Below are 25,430 nucleotides of genomic sequence, written 5' to 3' on the forward strand. Positions count from 1 at the left end.
TGAACAATTGGCTGCCCCAGCGTCCTGTCTGGCAATCAACGGCGGGGCGCGGGGAAGAGTGGTTACTGGTGGCGCAGGGCGTCGATCGGGTCGAGGCGGGCGGCGCGGCGGGCGGGGAAGTAGCCGAAGATCACGCCGATCAGCGCGGAAAAGCAGAAGGCGAGGGCGACGACCGAGGCTTGGGGGGCGAAGGGGATGGCCATGAATTGCGAGGCCGCGAAGGCGAGTGCGAGGCCCGCGCCGATGCCGATGACGCCGCCGAGGATGGAGAGGACCACGGCCTCGACGAGGAACTGGGTCAGGACTTGCGCCGAGGTGGCGCCGACGGCGAGGCGGATCCCGATCTCGCGCGTGCGTTCGGTGACGGAGACCAGCATGATGTTCATGATGCCGATCCCGCCGACCAGCAGCGACACGGCGGCGACCGAGGAGAGGAGCCCCGTCAGCACCGAGTTGATCGAGGTGAGCATCGAGGCGATTTCCGCCATGTTGGTCACGCTGAAATTGTCATCCCGCCCGATGGCGATGCGGCGGCGTTCGCGCATCAGGTTTTCGATCTCGCGGATGCCACGGTCGGAGGTGACGGATTTCCTGAGCGCCACGGTGATGCGTTCGACGTCGTCGCTGCCTTCGAGCCGTTTTTGCACGGTGCGGATCGGCATGAGGACGATGTCATCCTGATCCTGACCGAAGGAGCCTGCGCCCTTGGGGGCGAGAAGGCCGATCACGGTGCAGGAGACGGATTTGACGCGGAGTGTCTGACCGATGGGGTCGGTCGCGCCGAAGAGCGCCTTGCGGACCGTTTCGCCAAGGATGCAGACCGGCGAGCCGCCGCGTTCTTCGGCTTCGGTGAAGCTGCGGCCCCGGGTGAGGGGCCAGTTGCCGGCGGCGAGGTAACCGGCGGTCGAGCCCGTGACCTGGGTCGAATGGTTGGCGCTGCCGAAGACGACGGTTGCCGTGGTGGTGGTCGTGGGGGCGACCGCTGCGGCGACGGTCAGGGCTTCTAGCGCCTCGGCATCGCGCAGGGTGAACTGGGGGGCAGGCTCGCGCGGGCCGGGGCCCATGGTCTGGCGGCCCGGGCGCAGGACGAGGACATTGGTGCCGAGGCTGGCGACATTGGCCGAGACCTGCGCCGAGGAGCCTTGGCCCACGGTGACCATGGCGATGACGGCGGCGACGCCGATCACGACGCCCAGCACGGTGAGGAACGAGCGCAGCTTGTTGCGGGTGATGGCGCGGGCGGCGAGGCGGACGGTTTCCCACAGCATCAGGCGTGCTCGCGTTTCGATGGGGCGACGGGTTCGTCGCGGGTTATGCGGCCATCGGTAAAGACGATCAGGCGGCGGGCATAGGCGGCGATGTCGTCTTCGTGTGTGACCATGACGATGGTGATGCCTTCGTCGCGGTTCAGGGTCTGGAGAAGCTGCATGATCTCGTGGCTGCGGTGGCTGTCGAGGTTGCCTGTGGGTTCATCGGCAAGGATCACGCTGGGGTTTGCCGCAAGCGCGCGGGCGATGGCGACACGCTGTTGCTGGCCACCGGAAAGCTGGCTGGGGTCGTGGTGGTCGCGGCCCGTAAGGCCGACCTTTGCCAGCGCGGCATGGGCAAGCGGCAGGCGCTGTGCGGGAGGCAGGCCCTTGTAGATGAGCGGGAGTTCGACATTTTCCAAGGCGGTGGTGCGGGGCAGCAGGTTGAAGCCCTGAAACACGAAGCCGAGGTAATTGCGCCGGATCAGGGCGCGCTGGTCGTTGTCGAGGTGCTGGAGTTCGGTGCCCTTGAAGCGGAAGGTGCCGGTGGTGGGGCGGTCGAGGCAGCCGATGATGTTCATGGCGGTGGATTTGCCCGAGCCGGACGGGCCCATGATGGCGACGAATTCGCCCTTGGCTATCGAAAGGTCGACGCCGTTCAGGGCGCGGACTTCGGCCTCGCCTTTGCCATAGCTGCGGGTGACGCCGGAAAGCTGGATCAGCGGGGTCATTCGGCGGCACTTTGGTCGGTGATTGCGGCGTCGCCTTCGGCAAGCCCTTCGCCGGTCACCGCTGTCTGGCGGCCATCGCTTTCGCCGGGGATGACGGGCATGGCGACCGGCGCGCCGTTTCGCAAGACCCACACCGTTTTGCCGTCGGCCGTGACCGAGGGGCCGGACGGACCGCGGCGCGGCATGATGAGGCCAAGCAGCCCGCTGCCGCCGCGGCTTTCGCGGGCAGCTTGTGGCGGGGCATAGCGCAGGGCGGCGTTGGGGACGATCAGGCTGTCGGCCACCTTTGCGACGGTGATCGTGGCGGTGGCGGTCATGCCGGGGCGAAGAGCGCCGTCGGGGTTTTCAACCGTCAGCACGGCCTTGTAGGTCACCACGTTGTCGGTGGTTTCGGGGGCGTAGCGCACCTGCGCGATGCGGGCGGGAAAGCTGCGGCCGGGGAAGGCGTCGACGGTGAAGGTGGCCTCGTTTCCCGGTGCGATGCGGCCGATGTCGGCTTCGTCGATGTCGACTTGCAGGTCCATCTTGGACAGGTCGCCCGCGAGGGTGAAAAGGACGGGCGCGTTCAGCGACGAGGCGACGATCTGGCCCACCTCGGCGGTGCGCGACAGCACGATGCCGTCGATGGGTGCGCGGATGACCGAGTTTTCGAGATCGGCCTTGGCCAGTTCGAGGTTGGCCTCGGCCACGGTCAGGTCGGCGCGGGCGATTTCTACGGCGGCCTGACTGCGCTGGAACTCGGCGTCGGTCGAGATGAAGTCGCGGCGCGCGGTGATGCCACGCTTTTCGAGCTGCTGTTGCAGCTTGTAGGTTTCGGCGGTTTCGGTCGCGGTTGCTTCGGCCTGGCGCAGGCGGGCGCGGGCGGCTGTCACGCTGGCTGTGGCATTGGCGACCTGCGCGCGGGTCTTGGTGTCGTCGAGGCGGGCGAGGGTCTGGCCCGTGGTGACGCGGTCGTTGAAATCGGCATCGACTGCGACGAGCGTGCCCGACAGTTCGGAGGACAGATCGACCTTGGTCGTGGGCTGCACGGTTCCGGTGGCGGTGACGGTCACGGTCAGCGCGCCGCGAATGACGGGTTGGCTGTCATAGGTGACGGTGGGACCGGCGTCTTGCCTGCCTATCCACCAAGCGGCACCTGCAAGCAGGATGAACGCCGCGACCGCGATCCGGACCCAGGGCCTGCGTCCTGTGCCCGATCCGGCGATCAGGCGGGAGATGTCGGTGGAATCGTCGGTCATCGGGGTCCGTTCCTGAGGCGAGGCGGTAGGTTTTACGCAGCGATCCATATCATTCCGTCGCGACATGGGGTGTTTTTTCGCGGCGACAAAGGCAGGGGCCGCAAAAGGCGGGGTTCTCGCAGGGTTGTGAGGGGCGATTCTGCCGTTTGCCAAGGGGTGCGGGGGACGAAGTTCGCTTCGCGCGGGAGCCGCGCGGGAGCCGCGCGGGAGTCGCGCGGGAGTCGCGCGGGCGTGCAGGGGGCGTGCAGGCAGGATGCGGGCAGGGGCAAGGCGAAGATTTTCAGGATAAAAATCTTCGGATTGCGGGGCGGGATGGTTCGCAACAAAACTGTCATAAATCTATTACGCAAGCGACATAGACCGCGCCTAGACATGCTGCAAAGTGCCCAGTGCGCTGCGCCGGACCTTTGTGGAGTGAACCATGACCGCATTGAAGCATACCCTCTCGGCGCTGGCTGTTCTGGCTGCTGCGGGGGCGGCTGTGGCAGACGAAACGGTCATGGGGCCGCTGGAATAACAACCTTGCAGGGGGTGGCGATGCGCCGCGCCCTGTTCCCTTTAAGCAGGACGTGACATGACGGTCGGTCTTTTATCGCTGGTTTTGCTGGGGCTTGCTGCCCTTGGTTTCATTATGGGACGCCAGAGGGCGGTTCTTTCGGTCAAGGGTGACACGCGCGAATTGCATTCGCTGCCCACCTATTACGGGGCGACTGTCGCCTTGTTCACCGCTGTTCCGGCCTTTGCGCTTATGCTGGTCTGGCTGCTGGTCCAGCCCGTGCTGATCGAGGCGCATGTGACCGGGATGATCCTGCCCGAGGATATCGGGGCCGGATCGACGCGCGATCTTGTCATGTCGGACGTGCGGCGTATCGCCGGGGGCGTCGATGTGCTGGTGGCGCGTGGTACGCCCGAGGACGAGGTGGCGCGGCTGGTGGCCGATCCGGCGGCGCTGAAGACGCGCCTTGCGGATGCGGGCGTGGCGCTTGCCGCAGACGTCAGCCCGCATGTGGCCGAGGCCGCCGCGGTTTACCGGGCCGAGGTGGCGACGGGGCGCGGCTGGCTGTCGGTTTCTGCGCTGGGGTTGGCGGTTGCGGGGTTCCTGCTTGCCGCGATGCGGGTGACGCCCGCGTTCCGGGCGCGCAATGTCGTCGAGGGTTTCGTAAAGGTGCTGTTGATCGGTGCGTCTTCGGTCGCGATCCTGACGACCTTGGGCATCATTCTGAGCCTTGTGTTCGAAAGCTGGCACTTCTTCCGGCTTTATCCGGCCAAGGATTTCTTCTTTTCGCTGACATGGGCACCGAAATTCGGGGGCGGGTCCGATCTGGGGATCTGGCCGCTGCTTTGGGGCACGCTTTACGTGTCTTTCATCGCGCTTGTCGTGGCGGTGCCTGTCGGGCTGATGGCGGCGATCTACCTGTCGGAATATGCCAGCGGCCGGGTGCGGAGTGTCGCAAAGCCCGCGCTGGAAATCCTCGCCGGTATTCCGTCGATCGTTTACGGATTGTTCGCGCTGATGACGGTGGGGCCGTTCCTGCGCGACTGGTTCGCGCAGCCCTTGGGTCTGGGCGAGTCGTCGTCGAGCGTGATGACGGCGGGCGTGGTGATGGGGATCATGCTGATCCCTTATGTGTCTTCGTTGTCCGATGACATCATCAACGCGGTGCCGCAGGCGCTGCGCGACGGGTCTTATGCGATCGGTGCCACGCAGTCGGAAACGGTCAAGCAGGTGGTTTTCCCCGCCGCTTTGCCGGGGATCGTGGGGGCTGTGCTGATGGCGGCAAGCCGTGCGATCGGCGAGACGATGATCGTGGTTCTGGGGGCGGGGGCGGCTGCGAAGCTGAGCCTGAACCCGTTCGAGGCGATGACCACGGTGACGGTGAAGATCGTCAGCCAGTTGACCGGCGACACCGAGTTTGCCAGCCCCGAGACGCTGGTGGCTTTTGCGCTGGGCTTGACCTTGTTCGTCTTTACGCTGGGGCTGAACGTACTGGCGCTGGCGATCGTGCGGAAATATCGGGAGCAATACGAATGACCGCTGTGGATTTCGAGGGGCGCAAGCCGTCACTGCTGGAGCCGGACGCCCGCACCAAGGCGCGCAACGCGGCCGAGAAGCGGTTCCGTATGCTGGGTGTCGCCGCTGTCGGCTTGGGGATGCTGGCGCTTGTCTTCCTGCTGGCCTCGGTTCTGGGGAACGGGTTGTCGTCGTTCCGGCAGACGCATATCGAAATGGCGATCCCGCTGGACGAGGCCAAGCTCGACAAGTCGGGGGCGCGCGATCTTGCGGCGATGGCGAAGGTTACGACGGTCGGCTATGGCAAGCTGATCGAAGGTGCGCTGCAGAAGATGCTGGAAGACCGCGGGGTCGATACCGGCGGGATGAAGCCCAAGGATTTGATGGGCCTGCTGTCGAAGGAAGCCGCCGCCGACCTGCGCGATACGGTGCTGGCAAACCCCGATCTTATCGGCACCACGCTGACCTTCAACGCCATGGCGAACGGTCGGGTAGACGGCTATTTCAAGGGCCGCGTCACGATGGAAAGTGCGGCGCGCGACAGCAACATCAGCCCCGAGCAGTTGGTGGTCGCGCAGCGCATGGCAGATGCGGGTGTGATCAAGACGGGGTTCAACTGGAAGTTCCTGACCAATCCGGATGCGTCCGAGTTGCGGCCGGAAAGCGCGGGGCTGGGTGTCGCGATCCTTGGGTCGGCCTATATGATGATGATCGTGCTGGTGCTTTCGTTGCCCATCGGGGTGGCCGCGTCGATCTATCTGGAAGAACTCGCGCCGAAGAACCGCTGGACCGATCTTATCGAGATCAACATAGCCAATCTGGCCGCCGTGCCGTCTATCGTGTTCGGCATCCTTGCGCTGGCCTTGTTCATCAACTTCCTTGGCCTGCCGCAATCGGCGCCTATCGTGGGGGGGCTTGTGCTGACGCTGATGACGCTGCCCACCATCATCATCGCCACGCGGGCCAGCCTGAAGGCCGTGCCGCCCAGTATCCGCGATGCGGCGCTGGGGGTGGGGGCGTCGAAGATGCAGTCGATTTTCCATCACGTCCTGCCGCTTGCCATGCCGGGGATCTTGACGGGGACCATTCTGGGCCTTGCTCGGGCGCTGGGCGAGAGTGCGCCGCTTTTGCTGATCGGGATGGTGGCTTTCGTGAAGGACTATCCTTCGTCGCCGCCGGAAGGGTTCTTCGATCCGGCAAGCGCCTTGCCGGTGCAGGTGTATAGCTGGACACAACGGGCCGATCCGGCCTTTGCGGAACGGGCATCGGGTGCGATCATCGTGCTTTTGGTGTTCCTTTTGACGATGAATGCCGTGGCGATCATCCTGCGTCGCCGTTTCGAGCGCCGCTGGTAAGGGGATATGATATGAACGACATGCGATTGACGGAGAGAGCCGTGAGTGAAAAATCCAAGATGTCGGCCCGCGCAGTGGACGTCTATTACGGGACCAACCATGCGTTGAAGAATGTCGATGTCGAGATCCTCGACAAGACCGTGACGGCGTTCATCGGGCCTTCGGGCTGCGGAAAGTCGACGTTCTTGCGTTGCCTGAACCGGATGAACGACACCGTGGCAAGCGCGCGGGTCGAGGGGTTGATCGAGATGGACGGGCAGGACATCTATGATGCCCGCGTGGACCCGGTGCAGTTGCGCGCCAAGGTGGGGATGGTGTTTCAAAAGCCGAACCCGTTCCCCAAATCGATCTACGACAACGTGGCTTACGGGCCGAAGATTCACGGCCTGACGCGGACCAAGGCCGAGTTGGACGAGGTTGTCGAAAGCTCGCTTCGCAAGGCGGCGCTGTGGAACGAGGTCAAGGACCGTCTGACGGCGGCCGGCACCGGGCTTTCGGGCGGGCAGCAGCAGCGTTTGTGCATCGCGCGGGCGGTTGCGACCAGCCCTGAGGTGCTTTTGATGGACGAGCCGTGTTCGGCGCTTGACCCGATCGCCACGGCGCAGGTCGAGGAGTTGATCAGCGAGTTGCGGTCGCAGTTTTCGGTGGTGATCGTGACGCACTCGATGCAGCAGGCCGCTCGGGTCAGCCAGCGGACGGCGTTCTTCCACCTCGGGTCGCTGGTCGAATATGGCGAGACGGGGACGATCTTTACCGCGCCGAAAGATCCGCGCACGGAATCATATATCAGCGGCCGGATCGGCTGAGGGGAAAAGACATGGCGAACACTCATATCCTTTCGGCATTCGACCGTGATCTGGAAGCAGTGCAGGCGCATGTGATGCGGATGGGCGGACTGGTCGAGGCGGCGCTGCTGGATGCGGCGGATGCGCTGGACAACCGCGACGAGGAACTGGCGCAGCGGGTGCGCGCCGGTGACAAGGCGATCGACGCGCTGGAGCAGGATATCCAGACCGAATGTGCGCGGCTGATCGCGCTGCGCGCGCCGATTGCGGGCGATTTGCGGACCGTGCTGACGGTGATGCGGATCGCCGCAGCCTTGGAGCGGGCGGGCGATTATGCTAAGAACCTTGCCAAGCGGGCGGCGGTCCTGTCGCAGATGTCGCCGCTTGGCGCGTCGACCGGATCGGTCAAGCGGATGGCGCGGGCGGTGGTGGTGCTGCTGAAGGATGCGCTGGACGCGTATATCGCGCGCGATGCGGTGGTGGCCGAGGATATCCGCCAGCGCGACCACGAGATCGACCAGATGTATAACGCGCTGTTCCGCGAATTGCTGACGCATATGATGGAAGATCCGCGCAATATCACGGCGGCGATGCATCTGCATTTCATCGCCAAGAACATAGAACGCGTGGGCGACCATGCCACCGGCATCGCCGAGCAGGTGATCTATCTGGTGTCGGGCGCGATGCCCGGAGACGAGCGGCCCAAGGCCGAGGCCGTTCAAGGCATGGGGGCGCGCGGCTGATGGCTGCGCCCTCGGTGACGCATCCGCGGGTGCTGCTGGTCGAGGATGAACCGGCGCAACGCGAGGTGCTGGCCTATAACCTCGAGGCCGAGGGTTTCGACGTGACGCAGGCCGACAATGGCGAGGATGCGCTTTTGCTGGTCGAAGAGGACGCGCCCGACATGATCATCCTGGACTGGATGATGCCGAAGGTTTCGGGGATAGAGGTGTGCCGCCGCCTGAAGCTGCGCCCCGAGACGCGGGGGATACCGATCATCATCCTGTCGGCTCGGGCCGAAGAGGTGGACCGTGTGCGCGGGTTGGAAACGGGGGCGGATGACTATGTGATCAAGCCCTATTCCATGGTCGAGCTGATGGCACGGGCACGGGCGCAGATAAGGCGGGTGCGGCCTTCGACCGTTGGGGTGGTGCTGGAGTTCGGCGACATCCGGCTGGACGCCGAGACGCATCGGGTGTTCCGGGGCGATACCGTGCTGAAGCTGGGGCCGACCGAGTTCAGGCTGCTGGCGGCATTCATGGAAAAAGCGGGCAAGGTCTGGACGCGCGAGCAGTTGCTCGACCGGGTCTGGGGGCGCGACATCTATGTCGATACGCGCACGGTCGACGTGCATGTGGGCCGCCTGCGCAAGGCGCTGGTGGCGAACGGGGCAAGCGATCCTATCCGCACGGTGCGCGGGGCAGGCTATGCACTGGGCTAGGGCTGTGCGCTGGGCTAGGGCTGTGAGCGCAGGTTGACCGAAAGCAAGTTCGGGCGCGTCTGTTCGGCGGGGGCCTGCCGAAAGGAAATCGCTGACACCTATGACGCAAGTCGGAAGGGGTGCGGGCTGTTGACCGCAGGCTTGGCCGGGCCTTAACGTATAAAGGTTGTGCGGGCCTGTGTGGTTCGCCTGTGATGGGCCAGCTTGCCCGATTTCTTGCCTGTCAGTTTTCTTCCGTTGGTTGATCCGGTCCAGAGCGACCCGAAACTTTATCGCATCGCAAGGGTATCCCGCCGTGCAGAGAGCAACGCGCGACGAGAGACGTGCATTTTTGGCAACGCGTATCGGCAGCATTGTGTTGCCGCTTCTTGCGGCTGTCATCTGGGGCGTCATCGCCTATCGTGCAGAGGTCGACACGACGCGGCGCCATGCGGTCGACAATGCCGTGCTGGTCGGCCAGTACCTCGAACGGATGATCCAGACCCAGACCGTTATCCACTCAGCCGTGCGGGTGCGGGCCGAGACCGAGGATTTCGGGTTTTTGCGGAGCCGGCGATTTCACGAGTTTCTGGCGGGCCTCGAAAAGAACAACGTGTCGATGCGCGGGGTGGCGGTGATCGGGACCGACGGGACATTCGTCTCGACCAGCAGGGCCTTTCCGATCGACGGGCGTTTCGGGCCACGGGCCTATCTGGATGCGATTGCGGGCGGGTCCGAATTGTTCATCGACCGGATCAAGCTGGAGCTACGCAAGGAGGATGCTTTCGTCGTGGCTTCGCCTTTGCAGATGCCGGACGGGCGGGTGCTGGTGATCGTCTCGGCGGTGGACAGCAAGCTGATCGGGGATTTCCTGAAAGGGATCGCGACACGGACGGGCGACATCGCTTCGGTGATGCGCGAGGACGGGTTGCTGATGATCCGCAATGTGCCGTCCGAGCCGATGATGCTGCCGCCTGACGCAGGCGTGCGAAAGGCGATCAAGGTCGATCCGGTGCGGGGCTGGATGACGACCGTGGCGGCGACGGACGGGATCGAACGGCTTTACGCCTATCACAAGATGGGCGATCTGCCGCTTTATGCCAATTTCGGCACGCCGACTGCGGCGGTGACGACGACATGGCTCAAGCGGGCGCTGCCGGTCTGGGTGCTGTTCGCCGCCATCGGGCTGTTTGCCGCGCTGACCGCGAACCGCCTGCGCCAGCGCATGGCGCAGCGGTTCGAACTGGAAACCGCGCATCGGCGGGTGGAGGCGGCGGAGAAACTGGCGGACGAGCGGATCAGGCTGATGCGCGAGACGAACCATCGGGTGAAGAACAATCTGTCGCTGATCGTTTCGTTGATCAACATGCAGATGCGCGGCAAGGCCGGGATCGACGGCAACGAATTGAAGGCGCGGATCGGAGCGATCAGCCGCGTGCATGACCTGATGTATCAGGCGGCCGACGGGGTGCATGTGGATTTTTCCGAAACGCTGCGCGAGATTGCCTACAGCCCCGCCATCGTGCCGCGCGAGCATGGAATTTCGGTGATCTGCGAGACCGAGACGGGGATCGTGCTGGGGCCGGAGACGACGACTCCGCTGGCGATCATCGCGGCCGAATTGCTGACCAACGCGGTAAAACACGCGTTTCAGGGGCGCAGTGCCGGAACCATCCGTGTGCGGCTGAACCGCAAGGGCGAGACGGGACTGATGGAGGTCAGCGACGATGGCGTGGGCCTGCCCGAGGTGGCGCCGCGCCGGTCGGGGGCTGCGATCATCGACGCGCTGGTGCAACAGATCGGGGGAGAGATTTCGCGCGATAGCGGGGCCGAGGATATGAGCGGCGAGGGACGCGGCACCTTTGGCTTGCGGATGCGCGTGAGTTTTCCTCTGCCCGCCGCGTAACGCGTGTCTAGGGGGCGGGTTTCGGCTGGGGGGCTTTGACCTTGGCCGGTGAAACTGGCATGTCGGCAGCAATGGAAATTCGTTGCGGAGGGCTTGGGCCATGCTGACCGGAAAACATCTTATCGCCGGAGACTGGGTTTCGGGGCCGGGACGGTTCAAGTCCTCGCCCGCAGCGGGCGAGGGGTTCGAGTTCTCGAGCGCGTCGGTCGCCGAGGTGGACCGTGCGGTGAAGGCGGCGGAAGAGGCCTATTGGTCCTATTCCGCGCTGACGCGGGAAGAGCGGGCGGTGTTTCTGGAACGCATCGCCGACGAGATCGAGGCGCGGGGCGCCGATCTGACCGCCACGGGAAGCGCCGAGACGGGCCTGCCCACCGCGCGGCTGGATGGCGAGCGCGGGCGCACGACGGGGCAGTTGCGGCTGTTTGCCAGCCATATCCGCAAGGACGATTTCCTTGACCTGCGCCATGACGCAGCACTTCCCGACCGTAAGCCGCTGCCGCGCCCCGACATCCGCATGATGCAGCGGCCCGTGGGGCCGGTGGCGGTGTTCGGCGCGTCGAACTTCCCGCTCGCGTTTTCGACGGCGGGCGGCGATACGGCGTCGGCTTTGGCGGCGGGTTGCCCTGTGGTGGTCAAGGGCCATCCGGCGCATCCGGGAACCGGCGAGATCGTAGCGCAAGCCATCGACGCGGCGATCAGGGCCTTGGGCCTGCATCCGGGGGTGTTCTCGCTGGTGCAGGGGGTTGGCAACGATCTGGGGGCGGCGCTGGTGCAGCATCCGCTGATTACGGCGGTCGGGTTCACCGGGTCGCTGGGTGGCGGGCGGGCGCTGTTCGATCTGTGCGCGCAGCGTGCGGTGCCGATCCCGTTCTATGGCGAGTTGGGGTCGGTCAACCCGATGTTCGTGCTGCCCGCCGCTGCGGCGGCGCGGGGGGCTGCGATCGCTGCCGGCTGGGCCGGTTCGCTGACCATGGGGGCGGGACAGTTCTGCACCAATCCGGGGTTGGTTCTGGTGATGGAGGGGGCCGAGGGCGATGCCTTCGTCGCTGCTGCCAAGGATGCGGTCGCGGCCATCGGCCCGCAGGTGATGCTGACCGAAGGGATCGCCACGGCCTACCGCCAAGGGGCCGAGCGGATCGGGGCTGCCAAGGGGGTGCGGGCCGTGCTGACCAGCATGTGCGACCGCCGCAACGCCTCGCCTTATGTGTTCGAGGTGTCGGGTGACGATTGGCTGGCCGACCATACGCTGGGCCATGAGGTGTTCGGCCCCTTGGGCGTGATCGTGCGGTTGCGCGACGAGGCGCAACTGTTCGCGGTGGCGCGCGGGCTTGAGGGGCAGTTGACCTGCACCTTGCAGATGGACGAACCCGACACGGGCCTTGCGCGGCGACTGATGCCGGTTCTGGAGCGCAAGGCCGGGCGTATCCTTGCCAACGGCTTTCCGACGGGGGTCGAAGTGAGCGAGGCGATGGTGCATGGCGGGCCCTATCCGGCATCGACCAACTTTGGCGCGACAAGCGTGGGGACGATGGCGATCCGGCGCTGGCTGCGGCCTGTCGCCTTCCAGAACCTGCCCGAGGCGCTGTTGCCCGACGCGTTGCGGTGAGAGCGCGGCTTACAGCGCTATACGAAGGCGAGAGCCGCGCTGCGGTGCGGTTCCGCTACGGGTTGTTGCTGTTCGATCTGGCGACGGTGGTCTTCATCGTCGCCACATCATTCATGGCGCGCAGCTTCTGGATCGAGGTGGTCGATGTCGCGCTGGGCGTGCTGATCGCCGTCGAGTTCGCGTCGCGGATCCTTGCGGCGCGCGACCGGCGGGGCGAGGTCTTGTCGGTGGCAGGGATTGCCGATCTGGTGGTCATCATCTCGCTTCTGGCACCGCTGGCAGGCGAGGGGTTGGCCTTTCTGCGGGTGGCGCGGATGTTCCGGTTGACGCGCTCGCCCTTGGTCTTGCGGCGGTTGCGGCAGGATTGGGGGTTTTTCCGCCAGAACGAGCAATCGGTCGTGGCGGGGGTGAACCTTGCCATCTTCGTTTTCGTGATGACGGGGCTGGTCTATGAGACTCAGGTCGCCCGCAATCCCGATGTTCGCAACTATGCCGATGCGCTTTACTTTACCGTGACCACGCTGACGACGACGGGGTTTGGCGACATCACCCTGACCGGCACGGACGGGCGGCTGTTGTCGGTGCTGGTGATGATCTTCGGCGTGTCTTTGTTCATCCGCCTGATACAGGTTCTGGTGCGCCCGCCCAAGGTCGAGCACAAATGCCCGACCTGCGGCTTGCTGCGCCACGATTACGACGCGGTGCATTGCAAGGCCTGCGGCACGGTCCTGAACATCGAGGACGAGGGCGCGGTGTAGACCACCCCGATTTTTCTGCGAAAAATCACGCCCGTGCCTGACGGTCCGGTGCGGGTGTCGGCGCAAGAAAAGGGGGCCGTCTGCCCAGCCCTTACAGGTAAATATTGACGCGTAGATATGTCGTCCGGTAGGCGAAATGAGGGTTGGCAACGGCGCGTCGGACCCTCTTGGCGCACACAATAGGTAGCGCAAGTGCCGCATCTTGTTGACAGCACCCTAGGGAACGACCGCTCGCAGTTTTGTGCGACGCCATTCGAAGCAAAGGCCCGGTTCAATCAGCCAGCACGACCGCAGGTGCCGCTCTGGACAGAAAACGGTTGTTCAACGGACAGAGAACAGGCGATCCTGTCTTCAGACGTCTGGCCACTTGGGGAATGTCAGATACCTTTTGGTCTGCTGTTTATTGGCGAGGTAGGCTTTGGCTATCAGAGACAGCGAGCGACGCCGCCTTTTCTTTATCGGTGTGCTGCATATGTTTGCAGCGATTCTGATCCTCGTGATCTGTCTGCTTTTGTTTAGAGTCGAAGCGTTCCACTCATCGATGGGCGCGAAGATATTTCCTCCGCTCCTTTTTCTGAGCGGGTTATTCTTCTACAGAGCTTATGGAAGAATAAGGCGCTTTCTTCACATATCGGAACAAAAACAGACTGAACACAACACGTGAACTAGGCCGATCTCAACCGTAACGCTGGAGCGAATCTTTGTGTATTGGCTTGCTTCCGTTAGCGAGCGTCAAGTTGGATCATGGTGGGACAATGAAAATGTTGACACCCCCCAGACGTAGGCTGGCATCAACATTTATCGCAGTGGGCTTGGCCGTCTGCCTCCCTCTTGGCCGTGCCGGCCAATTCACCCCCCGAAGATATTTGGGCAAGCGTGAAAAGGAATGGGGCCTGCTTTCATGCTCGTTCAAATATCCTCGGGGGGAGGGCCGCTTGCGGCCCGTGGGGGCCAGACAGCCCCCTGCGCCGTTGTCAGTGTTCGTCTTTCAGCAGCAGGAAAAGCGCGAGGATGGACAGGGCGATCCCGATCAGGATCGTCGCGGGGGGTGCCGCGCGGCCCAGCGCGATTTCCCACAGGATGACCCAGCTGGGCACGAGGTAGGTATAGGCCATGACCTTGGCTGCGGGCAGGCGCATCGTGGCGTATTGCACAAGGACGAAGGTGGCAGCACTTGCCGCGATGGCGATATAGACCAGCGTGATCCAGACGATGGCGGGCAGGCCTGCCCAATCCGTCACGGTCAGGTCGTGCCAGCCGAGCAGGGTCAACAGCGCCCAGCCCGCCACCATCATGCCGAAGGTGAAGGTGACGGCAGCCTCGCCCCGGTTCAGTTTACGCACGAGCGCGGCGTAAAGCGCATGGGCCATGCAGCCCCAGAAGAAGATGAATTCGCCCCTGCCGATGTGAAAATTCAGCAGCGCGTGCAGGTCGGCGCGGAAGATGACCCAGAGCGCGCCTGCCCCGCCTATGGCGAGGGCGAGTGCCATGCGGGGCGTGACGCGCTGGCGCAGCGTGAACCAGCCGAAGCCTGCTGCCATGGCGGGGGTCAGGGTGAAGACGGCGGCCGAAGACACTGGCGCCGCCGTCTTCAACCCTTCGAACATCGCGACGAAATAGGTCGCCATCAATCCGCCAAGGACAAGGTAGCGCCAGGGTGCCTGCAAGGCCTGACGGTTCAGGCGGCGCAAGGCTGCGGCTGCCGCGCCCACGATTGCGCCCGCCAGCAGGAAACGCACCGAGGTGAGGGCAAGGGGCGAGATGAAAGGTGCAGCCATCGAGCCGAGGCTGAAGGAGCCTGCGACAAGGGCCGAGAAGCTGAGCATGGCCAGATGGCCGCGCTGCGGGTCGGTCAGGATCAAAACGGATGGCCTTGGTTCAGGGTCACAGGGTCCAGCTTTTGGCGGCGTCTTTCAGGACGGTGAGGAAGGCCTGGACCTTGCGGGTGCGGTGCAGATCGACATGGGTGACGATCCAGAGTGGCGCGTCCCATTCCGGTCGGGGGGGCAGGACCTCGACCAGATCGGGGTCCTTCTGGGCCTTGAAGGCCGACAGGAACCCGATGCCGAGGCCTGAACGGATCGCCGATTCGAGAGCTGCCGGTTCGGTGGCGCGGTAGGTCAGGGATTCGGGCGGGGTGATGCCGCGCAGCCAGCGATAGAAGGGGGCGCGGCTTTCGGCCGAATCCGTCACGACGAAATGATGGGCGGAAAACTCGGCCTCGGACTGCGGCAGGCCATAGCGTTCGGCATAGCTGCGGGTGGCGTATAGGCCGGTCCTGATGCGGGCGAGCGGTTGGGCGACGTTGTCGGGTTCTTCCGGCGCGGCACCGGCGCGGATGGCCACATGCGCTTCGCCGTAGTCGAGGCGGAAGACACGCATGTCGGTCAGGAAGCGCAGGATGACATTGGGATGCAGCGTCTGGAACTGGCCCATGACCGGCATCAAAAGGTCCGAGAGGCCGACGATCGATGTCACGACCAATTCGCCCGCGACGGTTTCGCCGTGCCCTTTGATACGGTTGGCAAGCTGGGCAAATTGCTCGTCGGTGGTTTGGGCGACGGTAAGCAGGTCATTGCCTGCCTCGGTCGGGGTATAGCCGCGGGCGTGGCGCTGGAAGAGGCGTGTGCCCAATCGCTTTTCCAGCGCGTCGATATGGCGGATCACGGTGGCGTGGTGAACCCCCAGCACATCCGCCGCGCCCGAGACGGTACCGAGACGGGCGACCTGAAAGGCGGTGCGGATTTCATCCCATGTGTCGATGGTCATCACTTGTGCGCCTGTGAACATGTCCGACGCTATCTGGCCATAAGGCGCGCGGGCTTGCAAGTGCGGCTGCGGCTGGTTTGCGGACTTCCGGCGGTGCGGCAGGGGGGCTGTCTGCCCCCCACGGCGCGTGCCGCGCCTCCCCCCGAGAGTATTTCCTGCCAAGTGTGAAAGGCATGACCGGCTGCTGTTTCACCCTTGCCGAAATACTCGTCTTTACAGCGGCGGGCGCGACGGAACAGGACGGGCGGCCTGTTCGGTTTTATGAAACGGGCAGGGGTCGGGCGCGATTTTTCGCAGAAAAATCGGAGTGGGCGTGGGGGTGACGCTTGCGGGCGGGGGGCTTGGCTTGACACGCGCGGGGGATGGGCGTAGGGGCTGGCGGTAATTCCCGGGGGCATGTTCGCTTCCGGTCCCTTGGCTTTTGCCGGGATCGCCATCTGCCAGCGCGTTGCGCCCGCAGGTGCCTTTTCCTATTTGCCTTGGGTTCACTGTCTGCCGGTCCCATAGCGGGCCATCCCGAAATGCCCCTTGGAGGTGCGCCGATGTTCGAAAGCCTGTCAGAACGCCTTGGTGGCGTATTCGACCGTCTGACCAAGGCGGGCGCGCTGACCGAGGCCGATGTCGTCACCGCGCTGCGCGAGGTGCGGACGGCGCTTTTGGAAGCCGACGTTTCGCTGCCTGTCGCGCGCGATTTCATCAAGCGGGTGCAGGACAAGGCGACGGGCGCTGCGGTCACCAAATCGGTCACGCCGGGGCAGATGGTCGTAAAGATCGTGCATGACGAGCTGATCCGCGTGCTGGCTGGCGATGGCGAGCCGGATGCGCTGAAGATCGACAACCCGCCTGCGACGATCCTGATGGTCGGTTTGCAGGGGTCGGGCAAGACAACCACCACGGCCAAACTGGCCAAGCGGTTGAAGGACCGGGGCGGCAAGCGGGTGCTTCTGGCTTCGCTCGACACCAACCGTCCGGCAGCGATGGAGCAGTTGGCGATCCTCGGCGCGCAGATCGGGGTGGACAGCCTGCCCATCGTCAAGGGCGAGACGGCGGTACAGATCGCCAAGCGGGCCAAGACCCAAGCCAGCCTTGGCGGCTATGATGTACTTTTCCTCGATACCGCGGGCCGGTTGCATATCGACGAAGTGCTGATGGACGAGGTGCAGGCGGTGCGCGACATCGCCGCCCCGCGCGAGACGCTGCTGGTCGTCGACGGTCTGACGGGTCAGGACGCGGTGAACGTGGCCGCCGAATTCGACGGCAAGGTGGGCATCACCGGCGTCGTGCTGACGCGGATGGATGGCGACGGGCGCGGCGGTGCGGCGCTGTCGATGCGGGCGGTGACCGGCAAGCCGATCCGCTTTGTCGGTCTGGGCGAGAAGATGGACGCGCTCGAGACATTCGAGGCCGAGCGGGTCGCGGGGCGTATCCTCGGCATGGGCGACATCGTCGCGCTTGTCGAAAAGGCGCAAGAGACGTTCGAGGCCGAGCAGGCCGAGCGCATGGCCAAGCGCTTTGCCAAGGGTCTGTTCAATATGAACGATCTGAAGATGCAGCTCGAGCAGATGATCAAGATGGGGGGCATGCAGGGGTTGATGGGCATGTTGCCCGGCATGGGCAAGATGCAGGCCGCCGCTGCGGAAGCGGGCATCGACGACAAGATGCTGAAACGGCAGATCGCGCTGATCCAGTCGATGACCAAGCGCGAACGTGCGAACCCTGACCTGTTGCAGGCGTCCCGCAAGAAGCGGATCGCGGCAGGGGCCGGAATGGACGTGTCGGACCTGAACCGCCTGCTCAAGCAGCACAAGCAGATGGCCGACATGATGAAGAAGATGGGCAAGGGGGGCATGATGAAACAGGCCCTCAAGCAGATGATGGGCAAGGGCGGCTTGCCCGACCCGTCGAAGATGTCGCCCGAGCAGTTGGAAGAGGCCGCACGCGGCATGAAGCAGAGCATGGGCCAAGGCGGCGGTTTCCCCGGAATGCCGCGCCAGGGGCTTTCGCTGCCGCCGAGCCTGTCGGGGCTGATGAAGAAGAAATGATCTCGCTTTCGGGTGTTCCTGTGGTGACGACCGAACGTCTGGTGCTGCGTGCGCCGGAGGCGGAAGACTGGCCGGCGTTCGATGCCATGCTGGCATCGGAGCGGGGGCAGTTCATCCGGACGGGCGATTATGACCTGTCGAACACATGGCGCGGGTTCTGCCATCTGATCGGCCATTGGGTGGCACGCGGCTTTGGCATGTTCGTGTTCCATGCCAAGGGCGATGCGACGCCGCTTGGCATGACCGGCCCGTGGTTTCCCGAGACATGGCCCGAGCGCGAAATCGGCTGGTCGGTCTGGAACCCTGCCGCCGAGGGCAAGGGGCTGGCCTTCGAGGCGGCGGTAGCGGCGCGTGACTATGCGTATCGCACACTCGGCTGGACCACGGCTGTCTCTTATGTGGCCGAGGGCAATGCCCGCTCGCGGGCGTTGGCTTTGCGGTTGGGTGCCGTGGTCGATCCCGGGGCGCAGTCGATCGGCGTGCCGCCCTGTCTTGTGTTTCGCCATCCGGCGTCGGAGGTATTGCGATGACTGACCCATTGACCGACGCCACGCAGCGCGCAGCCGAACTGTTGCGCGACCACCGCGACAGCATCGACCGGCTGGATGCGATCCTTGTCTATACGCTTGCCGAGCGTTTCAAGCGCACGCAGGCGGTCGGGCGGCTGAAGGCAGAACATGCCCTGCCCCCCAGCGACCCCGCGCGCGAGGAACGCCAGATCGCGCGGCTGGAACGGCTGGCGGCGGAAGCCGACCTCGACGCTGAATTCGCCAAGAAATTCCTGACCTTCATCATCGGCGAAGTCATCAGGCATCACGAGAAACTGCAGAAATGACCCGAAGGTGCGCGGCGACCGCGCACCCTACGGAAAAACCCCAAGCCGCAGGGATGCGGCCCAAGTAAACCCAAGGAGACTATATCATGGCAATGAAAATCCGTCTGGCCCGTGGCGGCAGCAAGAAGCGCCCGTTCTATTCGATCGTCGCTTCCGACAGCCGCATGCCGCGCGATGGCCGCTTCCTCGAGAAGCTGGGCACCTACAACCCGCTGCTCGCCAAGGATGACGAGAACCGTATCAAGATGGACCTCGACCGGATCAAGCATTGGCTGGGTCAGGGCGCGCAGCCGACCGACCGTGTGAGCCGTATGCTCGAAGCGGCCGGCGTGGTGGAAAAGAAGGTCCGCGCGAACCCGAAAGCCGCCGTTCCGGGCAAGATGATGACCGAGCGTGCCGCCAAAAAGGCCGCCCGTGCTGCCGCTCCGGCGGAAGAGTGACCGGCGGGCGGGGGGCTTTTGTCCCCCGCCATTTTACAAGGGGGACCCCATGACACCTGACCGCATCTGCGTCGGCGCCATCGCCGGGTCTTTCGGCGTCTCGGGCGAGGTGCGGCTGAAAAGCTTTTGCGCCGCGCCCGAGGATGTTGCCGCATACGGGCCGCTCTGGACCGAGGACGGGTCGCGGTCGTTTACGGTGAAGCTGACCCGCGCTTCGGTATCGGGCGGTCTGGGCGCGCGGCTTTCTGGCGTGGCGACCAAGGAACAGGCGGATGCGCTGAAGGGGACAAGCCTTTATGCCGACCGCGACCGGCTGCCATCGCTGCCGGATGACGAATTCTACCATGCCGACCTGATCGGGCTTGCGGTGCAGGATACCGGCGGCGCGGTGATCGGGACGGTGCAGGCGGTGCACAACCACGGGGCGGGCGATCTGCTCGAGGTGATGGGGCCGGGGATGAAGACGGCCCTGCTGCTGCCATTCACGCAGGCCTTGGTGCCGACCGTCGACATCAAGGCCGGAAAGATCGTGGCCGACATTCCCGAAGGTCTGGAATGAGCGTCGACGACGACCTGCCGCCGCCGCGGGCCTTGCGCTCGCACGGGCGGATCGGCGTTTCGACGAGCTTGAAGCCGCGTGACCTGATGGAGGAGCCGCTGGTTGCCAAGGGGGCGTGGCGGGCGAAGATCATCACGCTTTTCCCCGATGCCTTTCCCGGCACGCTGGGGCTTTCGCTGACCGGCAAGGCGCTGGACATGGGGCTTTGGGCGCTGGATGCGCTCGATTTGCGGACATTCGGGATCGGCAAGCATCGCAATGTCGATGACACCCCTGCAGGCGGCGGTGCGGGCATGGTGCTTCGGGCCGATGTGGTCGATGCGGCGCTGCGGCAGGCGGCCATCGGCGCGCCGATGGATCGGGCGCGCTGGCCGGTCGTCTATCTTTCCCCGCGCGGCAAGCCGTTCGATCAGGCCATGGCACGCGACTGGTCGGCGGCCGAGGGGATGACGCTGCTGTGCGGGCGGTTCGAAGGCGTGGACCAGCGGGTGCTGGACCATTGGGACGTGCAAGAGGTGAGCCTGGGTGATTTCGTGCTGACTGGCGGCGAGATCGCGGCGCAGGCGATGATCGACGCCACGGTGCGGCTTATTCCCGGCGTGCTGGGCAACCATGCCTCGACCGAGGAAGAGAGTTTTTCGGACGGATTGCTGGAACACCCGCAATTCACCCGCCCCGCCGAATGGGAAGGGCGCGAGATTCCGCCCGTGCTGATGTCGGGCAACCATGGCGAGATTGCCAGGTGGCGCAAGGCCGAGGCGTTGAAGCTGACCGAGGCGCGCAGGCCGGACCTTTTGGCGAAATAGGTCCGGCTGCTTTCACATTCGTCCAAATATCCCACGGGGGTCCGGGGGTGTGAAACCCCGGCCTTGGCTACAAGGACACCGCTGGCACGGCTTGACCCACCCTGCGATCCCGCCTATACGCCCGCAGTCCGGGGCGGTTTCGTCATCCGGACCCGATTCCCTTTGTTCTCTGCTTCCTTCGGCAGGTTCAAGGACTGGGAGGCGGCACCGAAAGAAGCAGGCCTTATCTCCGGCGGGCGCGGATGCGGACCCGATCAAGGACCGGAAGCTCTGGGGCGGCATCACATGCCACGGGACAACCCGTGCAAGTTGGAAAGGAATGCGCATGAACCTTATCGCGCAGATCGAGGCCGAGCAGATCGCCGCCCTCGGCAAGACCATCCCGGATTTCAAGGCCGGCGACACCGTTCGCGTCGGCTACAAAGTGACCGAAGGCACGCGTTCGCGCGTGCAGGCTTACGAAGGCGTCGTGATCGGCCGCAAGGGCGGCATGACCATCTCGGCCTCGTTCACGGTCCGCAAGATTTCGTTCGGCGAAGGCGTGGAACGCGTGTTCCCGCTCTACTCGACCAACATCGACTCGATCGAGGTCGTGCGTCGCGGCCGCGTCCGTCGCGCCAAGCTGTATTACCTGCGCACCCGTCGTGGCAAATCGGCCCGTATCGCCGAAGTCACGAACTACAAAGAAAAAGCCGAGTGAGGGTTGGACAGATGAAAAACGGAATTCACCCCGAATATCACGTCATCAACATCAAGATGACCGATGGCACCGTGTTCCAGACCAAATCGACCTGGGGCAAAGAGGGCGACCAGATGGCGCTCGACATCGACCCGCTGGCACACCCCGCCTGGACCGGACAATCGGCCAAGCTGATGGACACCGGCGGCCGCGTGTCGAAGTTCAAGAACAAATACGCCGGTCTGGGTTTCTGATCCACGACCACCGCGAGACAGGAAAGGGCGTGCCGCAGGGCGCGCCCTTTTCCTTTTCGGCTGTGGAAGCGAAGTTTGACGCAAACTTCGCGGCGGAATTTGACGCAAATTCCGGGTTGCTCGGGTGGATGTGTCGCGCATCGCCGGCAAAGGGCGCTTGCGGAGTTTGCGTCAAACTCCGGCGCGTTTTCTGCGTCAGAAAACGCGAGGTCGAGGCAACGCTGCGGGAAAATCGGGCTGCCCCCCTTTCCCTTTTGCGCGGGTCTTGCCAGAACGGCGGTAACGCTGCCGCGTGGGGGAAGTTCTGGTCATGGCGCATATCATCGTCGTCGGTAACGAAAAGGGCGGGTCGGGTAAGTCGACCACCTGCATGCATGTGGCCACGGCGCTGGTGCGGCTGGGGTTTCGCGTGGGCGCGCTTGACCTCGACCTGCGGCAAAAGACGTTCGGGCGCTATGTCGAGAACCGGCGCGCCTATCTGGACAGGATGACCCTGACCCTGCCGACGCCGGATTACCGCGAGTTGCCCGAGGTGGCGGCAGACGGCTTGCAGCCCGGCGAGAATGCCTTTGACGCGCGGCTGTCGGCGGCGATTGCCGAGTTGGAGCCGGTTTCGGATTTCATCATCATCGACTGCCCCGGGTCGCATACGCGACTGTCACAGGTGGCGCATTCGCTGGCCGACACGCTGGTGACGCCGATGAACGACAGTTTCGTCGATTTCGACCTGCTCGCGCGGATCGACCCCGAGACCAACCGGGTAAAGGGGCCTTCGATCTATTCCGAAATGGTCTGGAACGCGCGGCAATTGCGGGCGCAGGCGGGGCTGAAGCCTATCGACTGGATCGTCGTCCGTAACCGTCTGGGCGCGCAGCAGATGCACAACAAGAAGAAGGTGGGTGCCGCGCTTGAGGAACTGGCCAAGCGGATCGGCTTTCGCGTGGCGCCCGGTTTTTCCGAGCGGGTGATATTCCGCGAGCTGTTCCCGCGCGGGCTGACGCTTTTGGACCTGCGCGAGACGGGGGTAGACCAGCTGAACCTTTCCAATATCGCAGCACGCCAAGAGGTGCGCGATCTGGTGACCGAACTCAGGCTTCCGGGGGTGCGGGCCGAGTTCTGAACGGGCCTGACTGGGCTGCGCGCAGTCCTTCGCGGGTGCCGAGCCGTTGCAGGCGCTGGTCGAAATGCGGATCGACCTGTTCGCGCTTGTGCCGGAACAGTGCCAGTTGCGCGAGGCGTTTGAGATCGAGTTTCATCCAGCGTCGCTCCCGCCGACTATGGTTCCGCAGGGCAGTTTTGCCGGAAAGGGCGGCGTGATTGCGGCGCAATGGCGGTCATTCTGCGTGGGCTTGTGTTAAATCGTGTCGGGTTCTGGCGGTTGCGGGGGCATGTGGCGCTGTGGCAGCGTTGCGCGATGAAGGGGAGGGGGAGATATGGCGAACCTGGTGTTCGACCGGCTGTTCGCGCCGCTACGCGGGCGGCAGGGGGCGGTTCTGCTGTTGGCGGACGGGCGCGAGGTTTCGGGCGATGCGCTTTACCGGATGATCGCGCGGCAGGCCAATGCGCTGGCCGGTCTGGGTGTCGTCAAGGGCGACCGGATCGCGGTTCAGGTGGCCAAATCGCCCGAGGCGCTGGCGCTGTATGGCGCGGCGGTGGCTTTGGGGGCGGTGTTCCTGCCGCTGAACACGGCCTATACTGCGGCGGAAGTGGGCTATTTTCTGGACGACGCGCAGCCGCGGGTGTTCGTGTGTGACGGTGGCAGGGCGCTGGGTCTGGCCGGGGTGGCGGGCCTGCATGGTGCCGAGGTGCTGACGCTGGACGCGGACGGGTCGGGGACTTTGCGCGATCTGGCCGAGGGGGCGGCCGAGGCGGTTACTTTGGCAGGTTGCGGGGCGGGCGACCTTGCGGCGTTGCTTTACACGTCAGGCACCACGGGCCGGTCCAAGGGCGCGATGCTGAGCCATGGCAATCTTTTGTCCAACGCCGAGGTGCTGGTTCACGAGTGGCGGTTCACGCAGAGGGACGTGCTGTTGCATGCCTTGCCGGTCTTTCACACCCACGGGCTGTTCGTCGCGACCAATGTCGCGTTGCTGTCGGGGGCGCGGATGATCTGGCTGGCCGGGTTCGACGCGGGGCAGGTGATGGCGCATCTGCCTGCCGCGACGGTGCTGATGGGGGTGCCGACCTTTTACACGCGGCTGCTGGACGATGCGGGGCTGTCGCGCGGGGCGGCGGCGCATATGCGGCTGTTCGTTTCAGGTTCGGCGCCGCTTCTGGCCGAGACCCATATGGAATGGGAGGCGCGGACCGGGCATCGCATTCTGGAACGCTACGGCATGACCGAGACGAACATGAACACCTCGAACCCCTATGACGGGGAACGGCGGGCGGGGACGGTGGGCTTGCCGTTGCCGGGGGTGGAGCTGCGGATCATGGCGGATGGCGCCGAGGTATCCGTGGGCGAGGTCGGCGTGATCGAGGTGCGCGGGCCGAACGTGTTCCAAGGCTATTGGCGGATGCCGGAAAAGACCGCCGAGGAGTTGCGCCCCGATGGCTGGTTCATCACCGGCGATCTGGGGATGCGCGACGGTGAGGGGTATGTCAGCATCGTCGGGCGGGCGAAGGATCTGGTGATCACGGGGGGCTACAACGTCTATCCCAAAGAGGTGGAATTGCTGCTCGACGCGGTGCCCGGCGTGCTGGAAAGCGCGGTGATCGGGGTGCCGCATCGCGATTTCGGCGAGGCGGTGTTTGCGGTGCTGGTGGCGCAAAAGGGTGTGGCGCTGGAGGCGGGCGCGGTGCTGGCTGCGGTGGCGGGCGATCTGGCGCGGTTCAAGCAGCCCAAGGCGGCGGCGGTGGTGGACAGCCTGCCGCGCAATACCATGGGGAAGGTACAGAAGAATATACTGCGCGAGACGTATCGGGGTTGGTTCGGTTGAAACGGCCGGGGGGCCTCGGCCCCCGGACCCCCGAGGATATTTGAGCGAGTGTGAAACGGGCGAGGAAGGCTTTGCCTTTCGCGCTGGTCTAGATATCCCGGGGGGGTGCGGGGGGCTGGCCCCCCGTCGGTTTCCGGGTCGAGCTCGGTTTCGAGAAAACGCTCGAAGGCGTCGAGGTCGAGCGGGTCGAACTGGCCGAAACCGCGCATCCAGACCGAGGCTGCGCGCAGGGCATCAGGTTCCAGCTTGCACCATTTCACGCGGCCGCGCTTTTCCTGCGTGATCAGCCCCGCCTCGGCCAGCACGGTCAGGTGTTTCGAGATGGCGGCCAGCGACATGTGGAAAGGTTCGGCGACATCGGTCACGGCCATGTCGTCTTCGAGCAGCATCGTCAGGATCGACCGGCGCGTGGGGTCGGCGAGGGCGGCGAATATGGCATCGAGGCTTGGGGGCATGGGCCGGACATTGGCGGGCCGTCGTGCAATCGTCAACCGGATGGTTGAATATGCCGATCGGAGCGTGCTGCCGCACCGTGTTGCGGCGAATGGGTGCGCCGAATCTGTCCATCTAATTTTTCGTCATATATTTCAAACGATTAAACGCGTTCTTGGGGAGGGATTCGCGGCTTGACTTGCAGGGGTGCGCTTCGTAACTAGGGCGCGACCGATCTGGAGGCTGCGCCGTGGCTGACGAACCCGATCAAGAGCGTCTCGATGCGCTTGCGAAGCGGATTGCTGCGGCGAAGGAGGCGGCCGAGGGGCCGCGCCGGAGCCACCAGAAGGAGGACTATTCGCAGGCGCAACTGGCGTGGCGGATGGTCGTCGAGCTTGTGGCCGGTCTCGCGATCGGCTTCGGCATCGGATACGGGCTGGATACCCTGCTGGGGACCATGCCGGTGTTTCTGGTGCTGTTCATATTCGCAGGGTTTGCGGCGGGGGTGAAAACCATGCTGCGCTCGGCGCGAGAAGTGCAGGAACGGACGGTGGCGGCGGCCGCCAAGCGAGAGGAAGACTGACGTGGCGAGCGAAGCACACAGCGAAGGCGGTCTGG

At 64.6% G+C, this 25,430-nt stretch carries 26 protein-coding genes and 1 pseudogene; 20 read left to right on the forward strand and 7 right to left on the reverse strand.

The window, feature by feature from the left end; all coding sequences use genetic code 11:
* Window positions 1–62: 62 nt before the first annotated feature.
* Genes HYN69_RS02255 through HYN69_RS02265 form a run of 3 tightly spaced genes read right to left on the reverse strand, consistent with a single transcriptional unit; the run spans window position 63 to window position 3,216 of the window.
* On the reverse strand, window positions 63–1,268 hold the full coding sequence (locus tag HYN69_RS02255; RefSeq protein ID WP_108434314.1) for an ABC transporter permease: 1,206 nt from the start codon (window positions 1,266–1,268) through the stop codon (window positions 63–65).
* Window positions 1,268–1,978 carry an ABC transporter ATP-binding protein gene (locus HYN69_RS02260; protein ID WP_108434315.1) on the reverse strand — a complete coding sequence of 237 codons (711 nt, stop codon included), beginning with the start codon at window positions 1,976–1,978 and terminating at the stop codon, window positions 1,268–1,270. Before HYN69_RS02260 ends, HYN69_RS02255 begins: the two co-directional genes overlap by 1 nt.
* On the reverse strand, window positions 1,975–3,216 hold the full coding sequence (locus tag HYN69_RS02265; protein WP_108434316.1) for an efflux RND transporter periplasmic adaptor subunit: 1,242 nt from the start codon (window positions 3,214–3,216) through the stop codon (window positions 1,975–1,977). Before HYN69_RS02265 ends, HYN69_RS02260 begins: the two co-directional genes overlap by 4 nt.
* Before the next feature lie 574 nt (window positions 3,217–3,790).
* Between HYN69_RS02265 and pstC the strand changes: the two genes are divergently transcribed.
* From pstC to HYN69_RS02305, 8 genes are all read left to right on the forward strand, one after another.
* A complete protein-coding gene (pstC, locus tag HYN69_RS02270) occupies window positions 3,791–5,248 on the forward strand; it encodes a phosphate ABC transporter permease subunit PstC (RefSeq protein ID WP_108434317.1) in 1,458 nt (485 codons plus the stop codon).
* On the forward strand, window positions 5,245–6,582 hold the full coding sequence (pstA, locus tag HYN69_RS02275; protein WP_108434318.1) for a phosphate ABC transporter permease PstA: 1,338 nt from the start codon (window positions 5,245–5,247) through the stop codon (window positions 6,580–6,582). Before pstC ends, pstA begins: the two co-directional genes overlap by 4 nt.
* An 11-nt stretch (window positions 6,583–6,593) precedes the next feature.
* Entirely contained in the window at window positions 6,594–7,388 is a 795-nt protein-coding gene (gene pstB, locus HYN69_RS02280) for a phosphate ABC transporter ATP-binding protein PstB (RefSeq protein WP_108434319.1), read from the forward strand.
* Window positions 7,389–7,399: 11 nt separating this feature from the next.
* The gene (gene phoU / locus HYN69_RS02285) at window positions 7,400–8,110 is read left to right on the forward strand and encodes a phosphate signaling complex protein PhoU (RefSeq protein ID WP_108434320.1); all 711 of its coding nucleotides are present in this window, start codon (window positions 7,400–7,402) and stop codon (window positions 8,108–8,110) included.
* Window positions 8,110–8,808 (forward strand): phosphate regulon transcriptional regulator PhoB, encoded by a 699-nt coding sequence (phoB, locus tag HYN69_RS02290; RefSeq protein WP_108434321.1) that lies wholly within the window; start codon window positions 8,110–8,112, stop codon window positions 8,806–8,808. Before phoU ends, phoB begins: the two co-directional genes overlap by 1 nt.
* A gap of 355 nt (window positions 8,809–9,163) precedes the next feature.
* Complete coding sequence (locus HYN69_RS02295; RefSeq protein WP_216824636.1) at window positions 9,164–10,693, forward strand: sensor histidine kinase; 1,530 nt, start codon at window positions 9,164–9,166, stop codon at window positions 10,691–10,693.
* A gap of 100 nt (window positions 10,694–10,793) precedes the next feature.
* Complete coding sequence (locus HYN69_RS02300) at window positions 10,794–12,299, forward strand: aldehyde dehydrogenase (NADP(+)) (protein WP_108434323.1); 1,506 nt, start codon at window positions 10,794–10,796, stop codon at window positions 12,297–12,299.
* Window positions 12,296–13,057 (forward strand): ion channel, encoded by a 762-nt coding sequence (locus HYN69_RS02305; protein WP_108434324.1) that lies wholly within the window; start codon window positions 12,296–12,298, stop codon window positions 13,055–13,057. Before HYN69_RS02300 ends, HYN69_RS02305 begins: the two co-directional genes overlap by 4 nt.
* Window positions 13,058–14,031: 974 nt before the next feature.
* Here the strand turns inward: HYN69_RS02305 and HYN69_RS02310 are convergent.
* Window positions 14,032–14,883 carry a DMT family transporter gene (locus HYN69_RS02310; RefSeq protein ID WP_108436988.1) on the reverse strand — a complete coding sequence of 284 codons (852 nt, stop codon included), beginning with the start codon at window positions 14,881–14,883 and terminating at the stop codon, window positions 14,032–14,034.
* A 58-nt stretch (window positions 14,884–14,941) separates the two neighbouring features.
* Window positions 14,942–15,826 carry a LysR family transcriptional regulator gene (locus HYN69_RS02315; protein ID WP_108436989.1) on the reverse strand — a complete coding sequence of 295 codons (885 nt, stop codon included), beginning with the start codon at window positions 15,824–15,826 and terminating at the stop codon, window positions 14,942–14,944.
* Window positions 15,827–16,368: 542 nt separating this feature from the next.
* On the opposite strand from HYN69_RS02315, the gene ffh reads away from it, so the two are divergent.
* The 9 genes from ffh to HYN69_RS02360 all read left to right on the forward strand — a co-directional run bounded on the left by ffh (window position 16,369) and on the right by HYN69_RS02360 (window position 22,561).
* Window positions 16,369–17,868 carry a signal recognition particle protein gene (gene ffh / locus HYN69_RS02320; protein WP_108434325.1) on the forward strand — a complete coding sequence of 500 codons (1,500 nt, stop codon included), beginning with the start codon at window positions 16,369–16,371 and terminating at the stop codon, window positions 17,866–17,868.
* Window positions 17,865–18,398 carry a GNAT family N-acetyltransferase gene (locus HYN69_RS02325; protein ID WP_108434326.1) on the forward strand — a complete coding sequence of 178 codons (534 nt, stop codon included), beginning with the start codon at window positions 17,865–17,867 and terminating at the stop codon, window positions 18,396–18,398. Before ffh ends, HYN69_RS02325 begins: the two co-directional genes overlap by 4 nt.
* Window positions 18,395–18,703 (forward strand): chorismate mutase, encoded by a 309-nt coding sequence (locus tag HYN69_RS02330; protein ID WP_230426463.1) that lies wholly within the window; start codon window positions 18,395–18,397, stop codon window positions 18,701–18,703. The genes HYN69_RS02325 and HYN69_RS02330 overlap by 4 nt, the downstream gene beginning before the upstream one ends.
* A gap of 86 nt (window positions 18,704–18,789) precedes the next feature.
* Window positions 18,790–19,143 carry a 30S ribosomal protein S16 gene (gene rpsP / locus HYN69_RS02335; protein WP_108434328.1) on the forward strand — a complete coding sequence of 118 codons (354 nt, stop codon included), beginning with the start codon at window positions 18,790–18,792 and terminating at the stop codon, window positions 19,141–19,143.
* 49 nt (window positions 19,144–19,192) lie between these two features.
* The gene (rimM, locus tag HYN69_RS02340; protein ID WP_108434329.1) at window positions 19,193–19,702 is read left to right on the forward strand and encodes a ribosome maturation factor RimM; all 510 of its coding nucleotides are present in this window, start codon (window positions 19,193–19,195) and stop codon (window positions 19,700–19,702) included.
* A complete protein-coding gene (gene trmD, locus HYN69_RS02345) occupies window positions 19,699–20,508 on the forward strand; it encodes a tRNA (guanosine(37)-N1)-methyltransferase TrmD (protein WP_174213591.1) in 810 nt (269 codons plus the stop codon). Before rimM ends, trmD begins: the two co-directional genes overlap by 4 nt.
* Before the next feature lie 325 nt (window positions 20,509–20,833).
* Window positions 20,834–21,208 carry a 50S ribosomal protein L19 gene (gene rplS, locus HYN69_RS02350; RefSeq protein ID WP_108434330.1) on the forward strand — a complete coding sequence of 125 codons (375 nt, stop codon included), beginning with the start codon at window positions 20,834–20,836 and terminating at the stop codon, window positions 21,206–21,208.
* Window positions 21,209–21,219: 11 nt separating this feature from the next.
* Window positions 21,220–21,441 carry a 50S ribosomal protein L31 gene (gene rpmE / locus HYN69_RS02355; RefSeq protein WP_108434331.1) on the forward strand — a complete coding sequence of 74 codons (222 nt, stop codon included), beginning with the start codon at window positions 21,220–21,222 and terminating at the stop codon, window positions 21,439–21,441.
* 310 nt (window positions 21,442–21,751) lie between these two features.
* Window positions 21,752–22,561, forward strand: coding sequence for a division plane positioning ATPase MipZ (locus tag HYN69_RS02360; protein WP_108434332.1), 810 nt, complete (start codon window positions 21,752–21,754; stop codon window positions 22,559–22,561).
* Here HYN69_RS02360 and HYN69_RS20430 read toward each other — a convergent pair.
* Window positions 22,530–22,697: a hypothetical protein gene (locus HYN69_RS20430; RefSeq protein WP_159082330.1), complete on the reverse strand. Its 168-nt coding sequence runs from the start codon at window positions 22,695–22,697 to the stop codon at window positions 22,530–22,532. The two genes, HYN69_RS02360 and HYN69_RS20430, sit on opposite strands and share 32 nt — an antisense overlap.
* 177 nt (window positions 22,698–22,874) lie before the next feature.
* Here HYN69_RS20430 and HYN69_RS02370 point away from each other — a divergent pair, with 177 nt between their 5' ends.
* Window positions 22,875–24,380 (forward strand): malonate--CoA ligase, encoded by a 1,506-nt coding sequence (locus HYN69_RS02370; protein WP_108434334.1) that lies wholly within the window; start codon window positions 22,875–22,877, stop codon window positions 24,378–24,380.
* A gap of 137 nt (window positions 24,381–24,517) precedes the next feature.
* Here HYN69_RS02370 and HYN69_RS02375 read toward each other — a convergent pair.
* Window positions 24,518–24,814: pseudogene (locus HYN69_RS02375) on the reverse strand (ArsR/SmtB family transcription factor); the annotation flags it as partial.
* On the opposite strand from HYN69_RS02375, the gene HYN69_RS21295 reads away from it, so the two are divergent.
* On the forward strand, window positions 24,702–25,010 hold the full coding sequence (locus HYN69_RS21295) for a hypothetical protein (protein ID WP_230426578.1): 309 nt from the start codon (window positions 24,702–24,704) through the stop codon (window positions 25,008–25,010). The pseudogene HYN69_RS02375 and the gene HYN69_RS21295 sit on opposite strands and share 113 nt — an antisense overlap.
* A 52-nt stretch (window positions 25,011–25,062) precedes the next feature.
* The gene (locus HYN69_RS02380; RefSeq protein WP_108434335.1) at window positions 25,063–25,395 is read left to right on the forward strand and encodes an AtpZ/AtpI family protein; all 333 of its coding nucleotides are present in this window, start codon (window positions 25,063–25,065) and stop codon (window positions 25,393–25,395) included.
* The last annotated feature ends 35 nt before the right edge of the window (window positions 25,396–25,430 follow it).

Origin of the sequence: Gemmobacter aquarius, assembly GCF_003060865.1 — a bacterium.
In the GTDB taxonomy this organism is placed as follows: Bacteria; Pseudomonadota; Alphaproteobacteria; order Rhodobacterales; family Rhodobacteraceae; genus Paragemmobacter; species Paragemmobacter aquarius.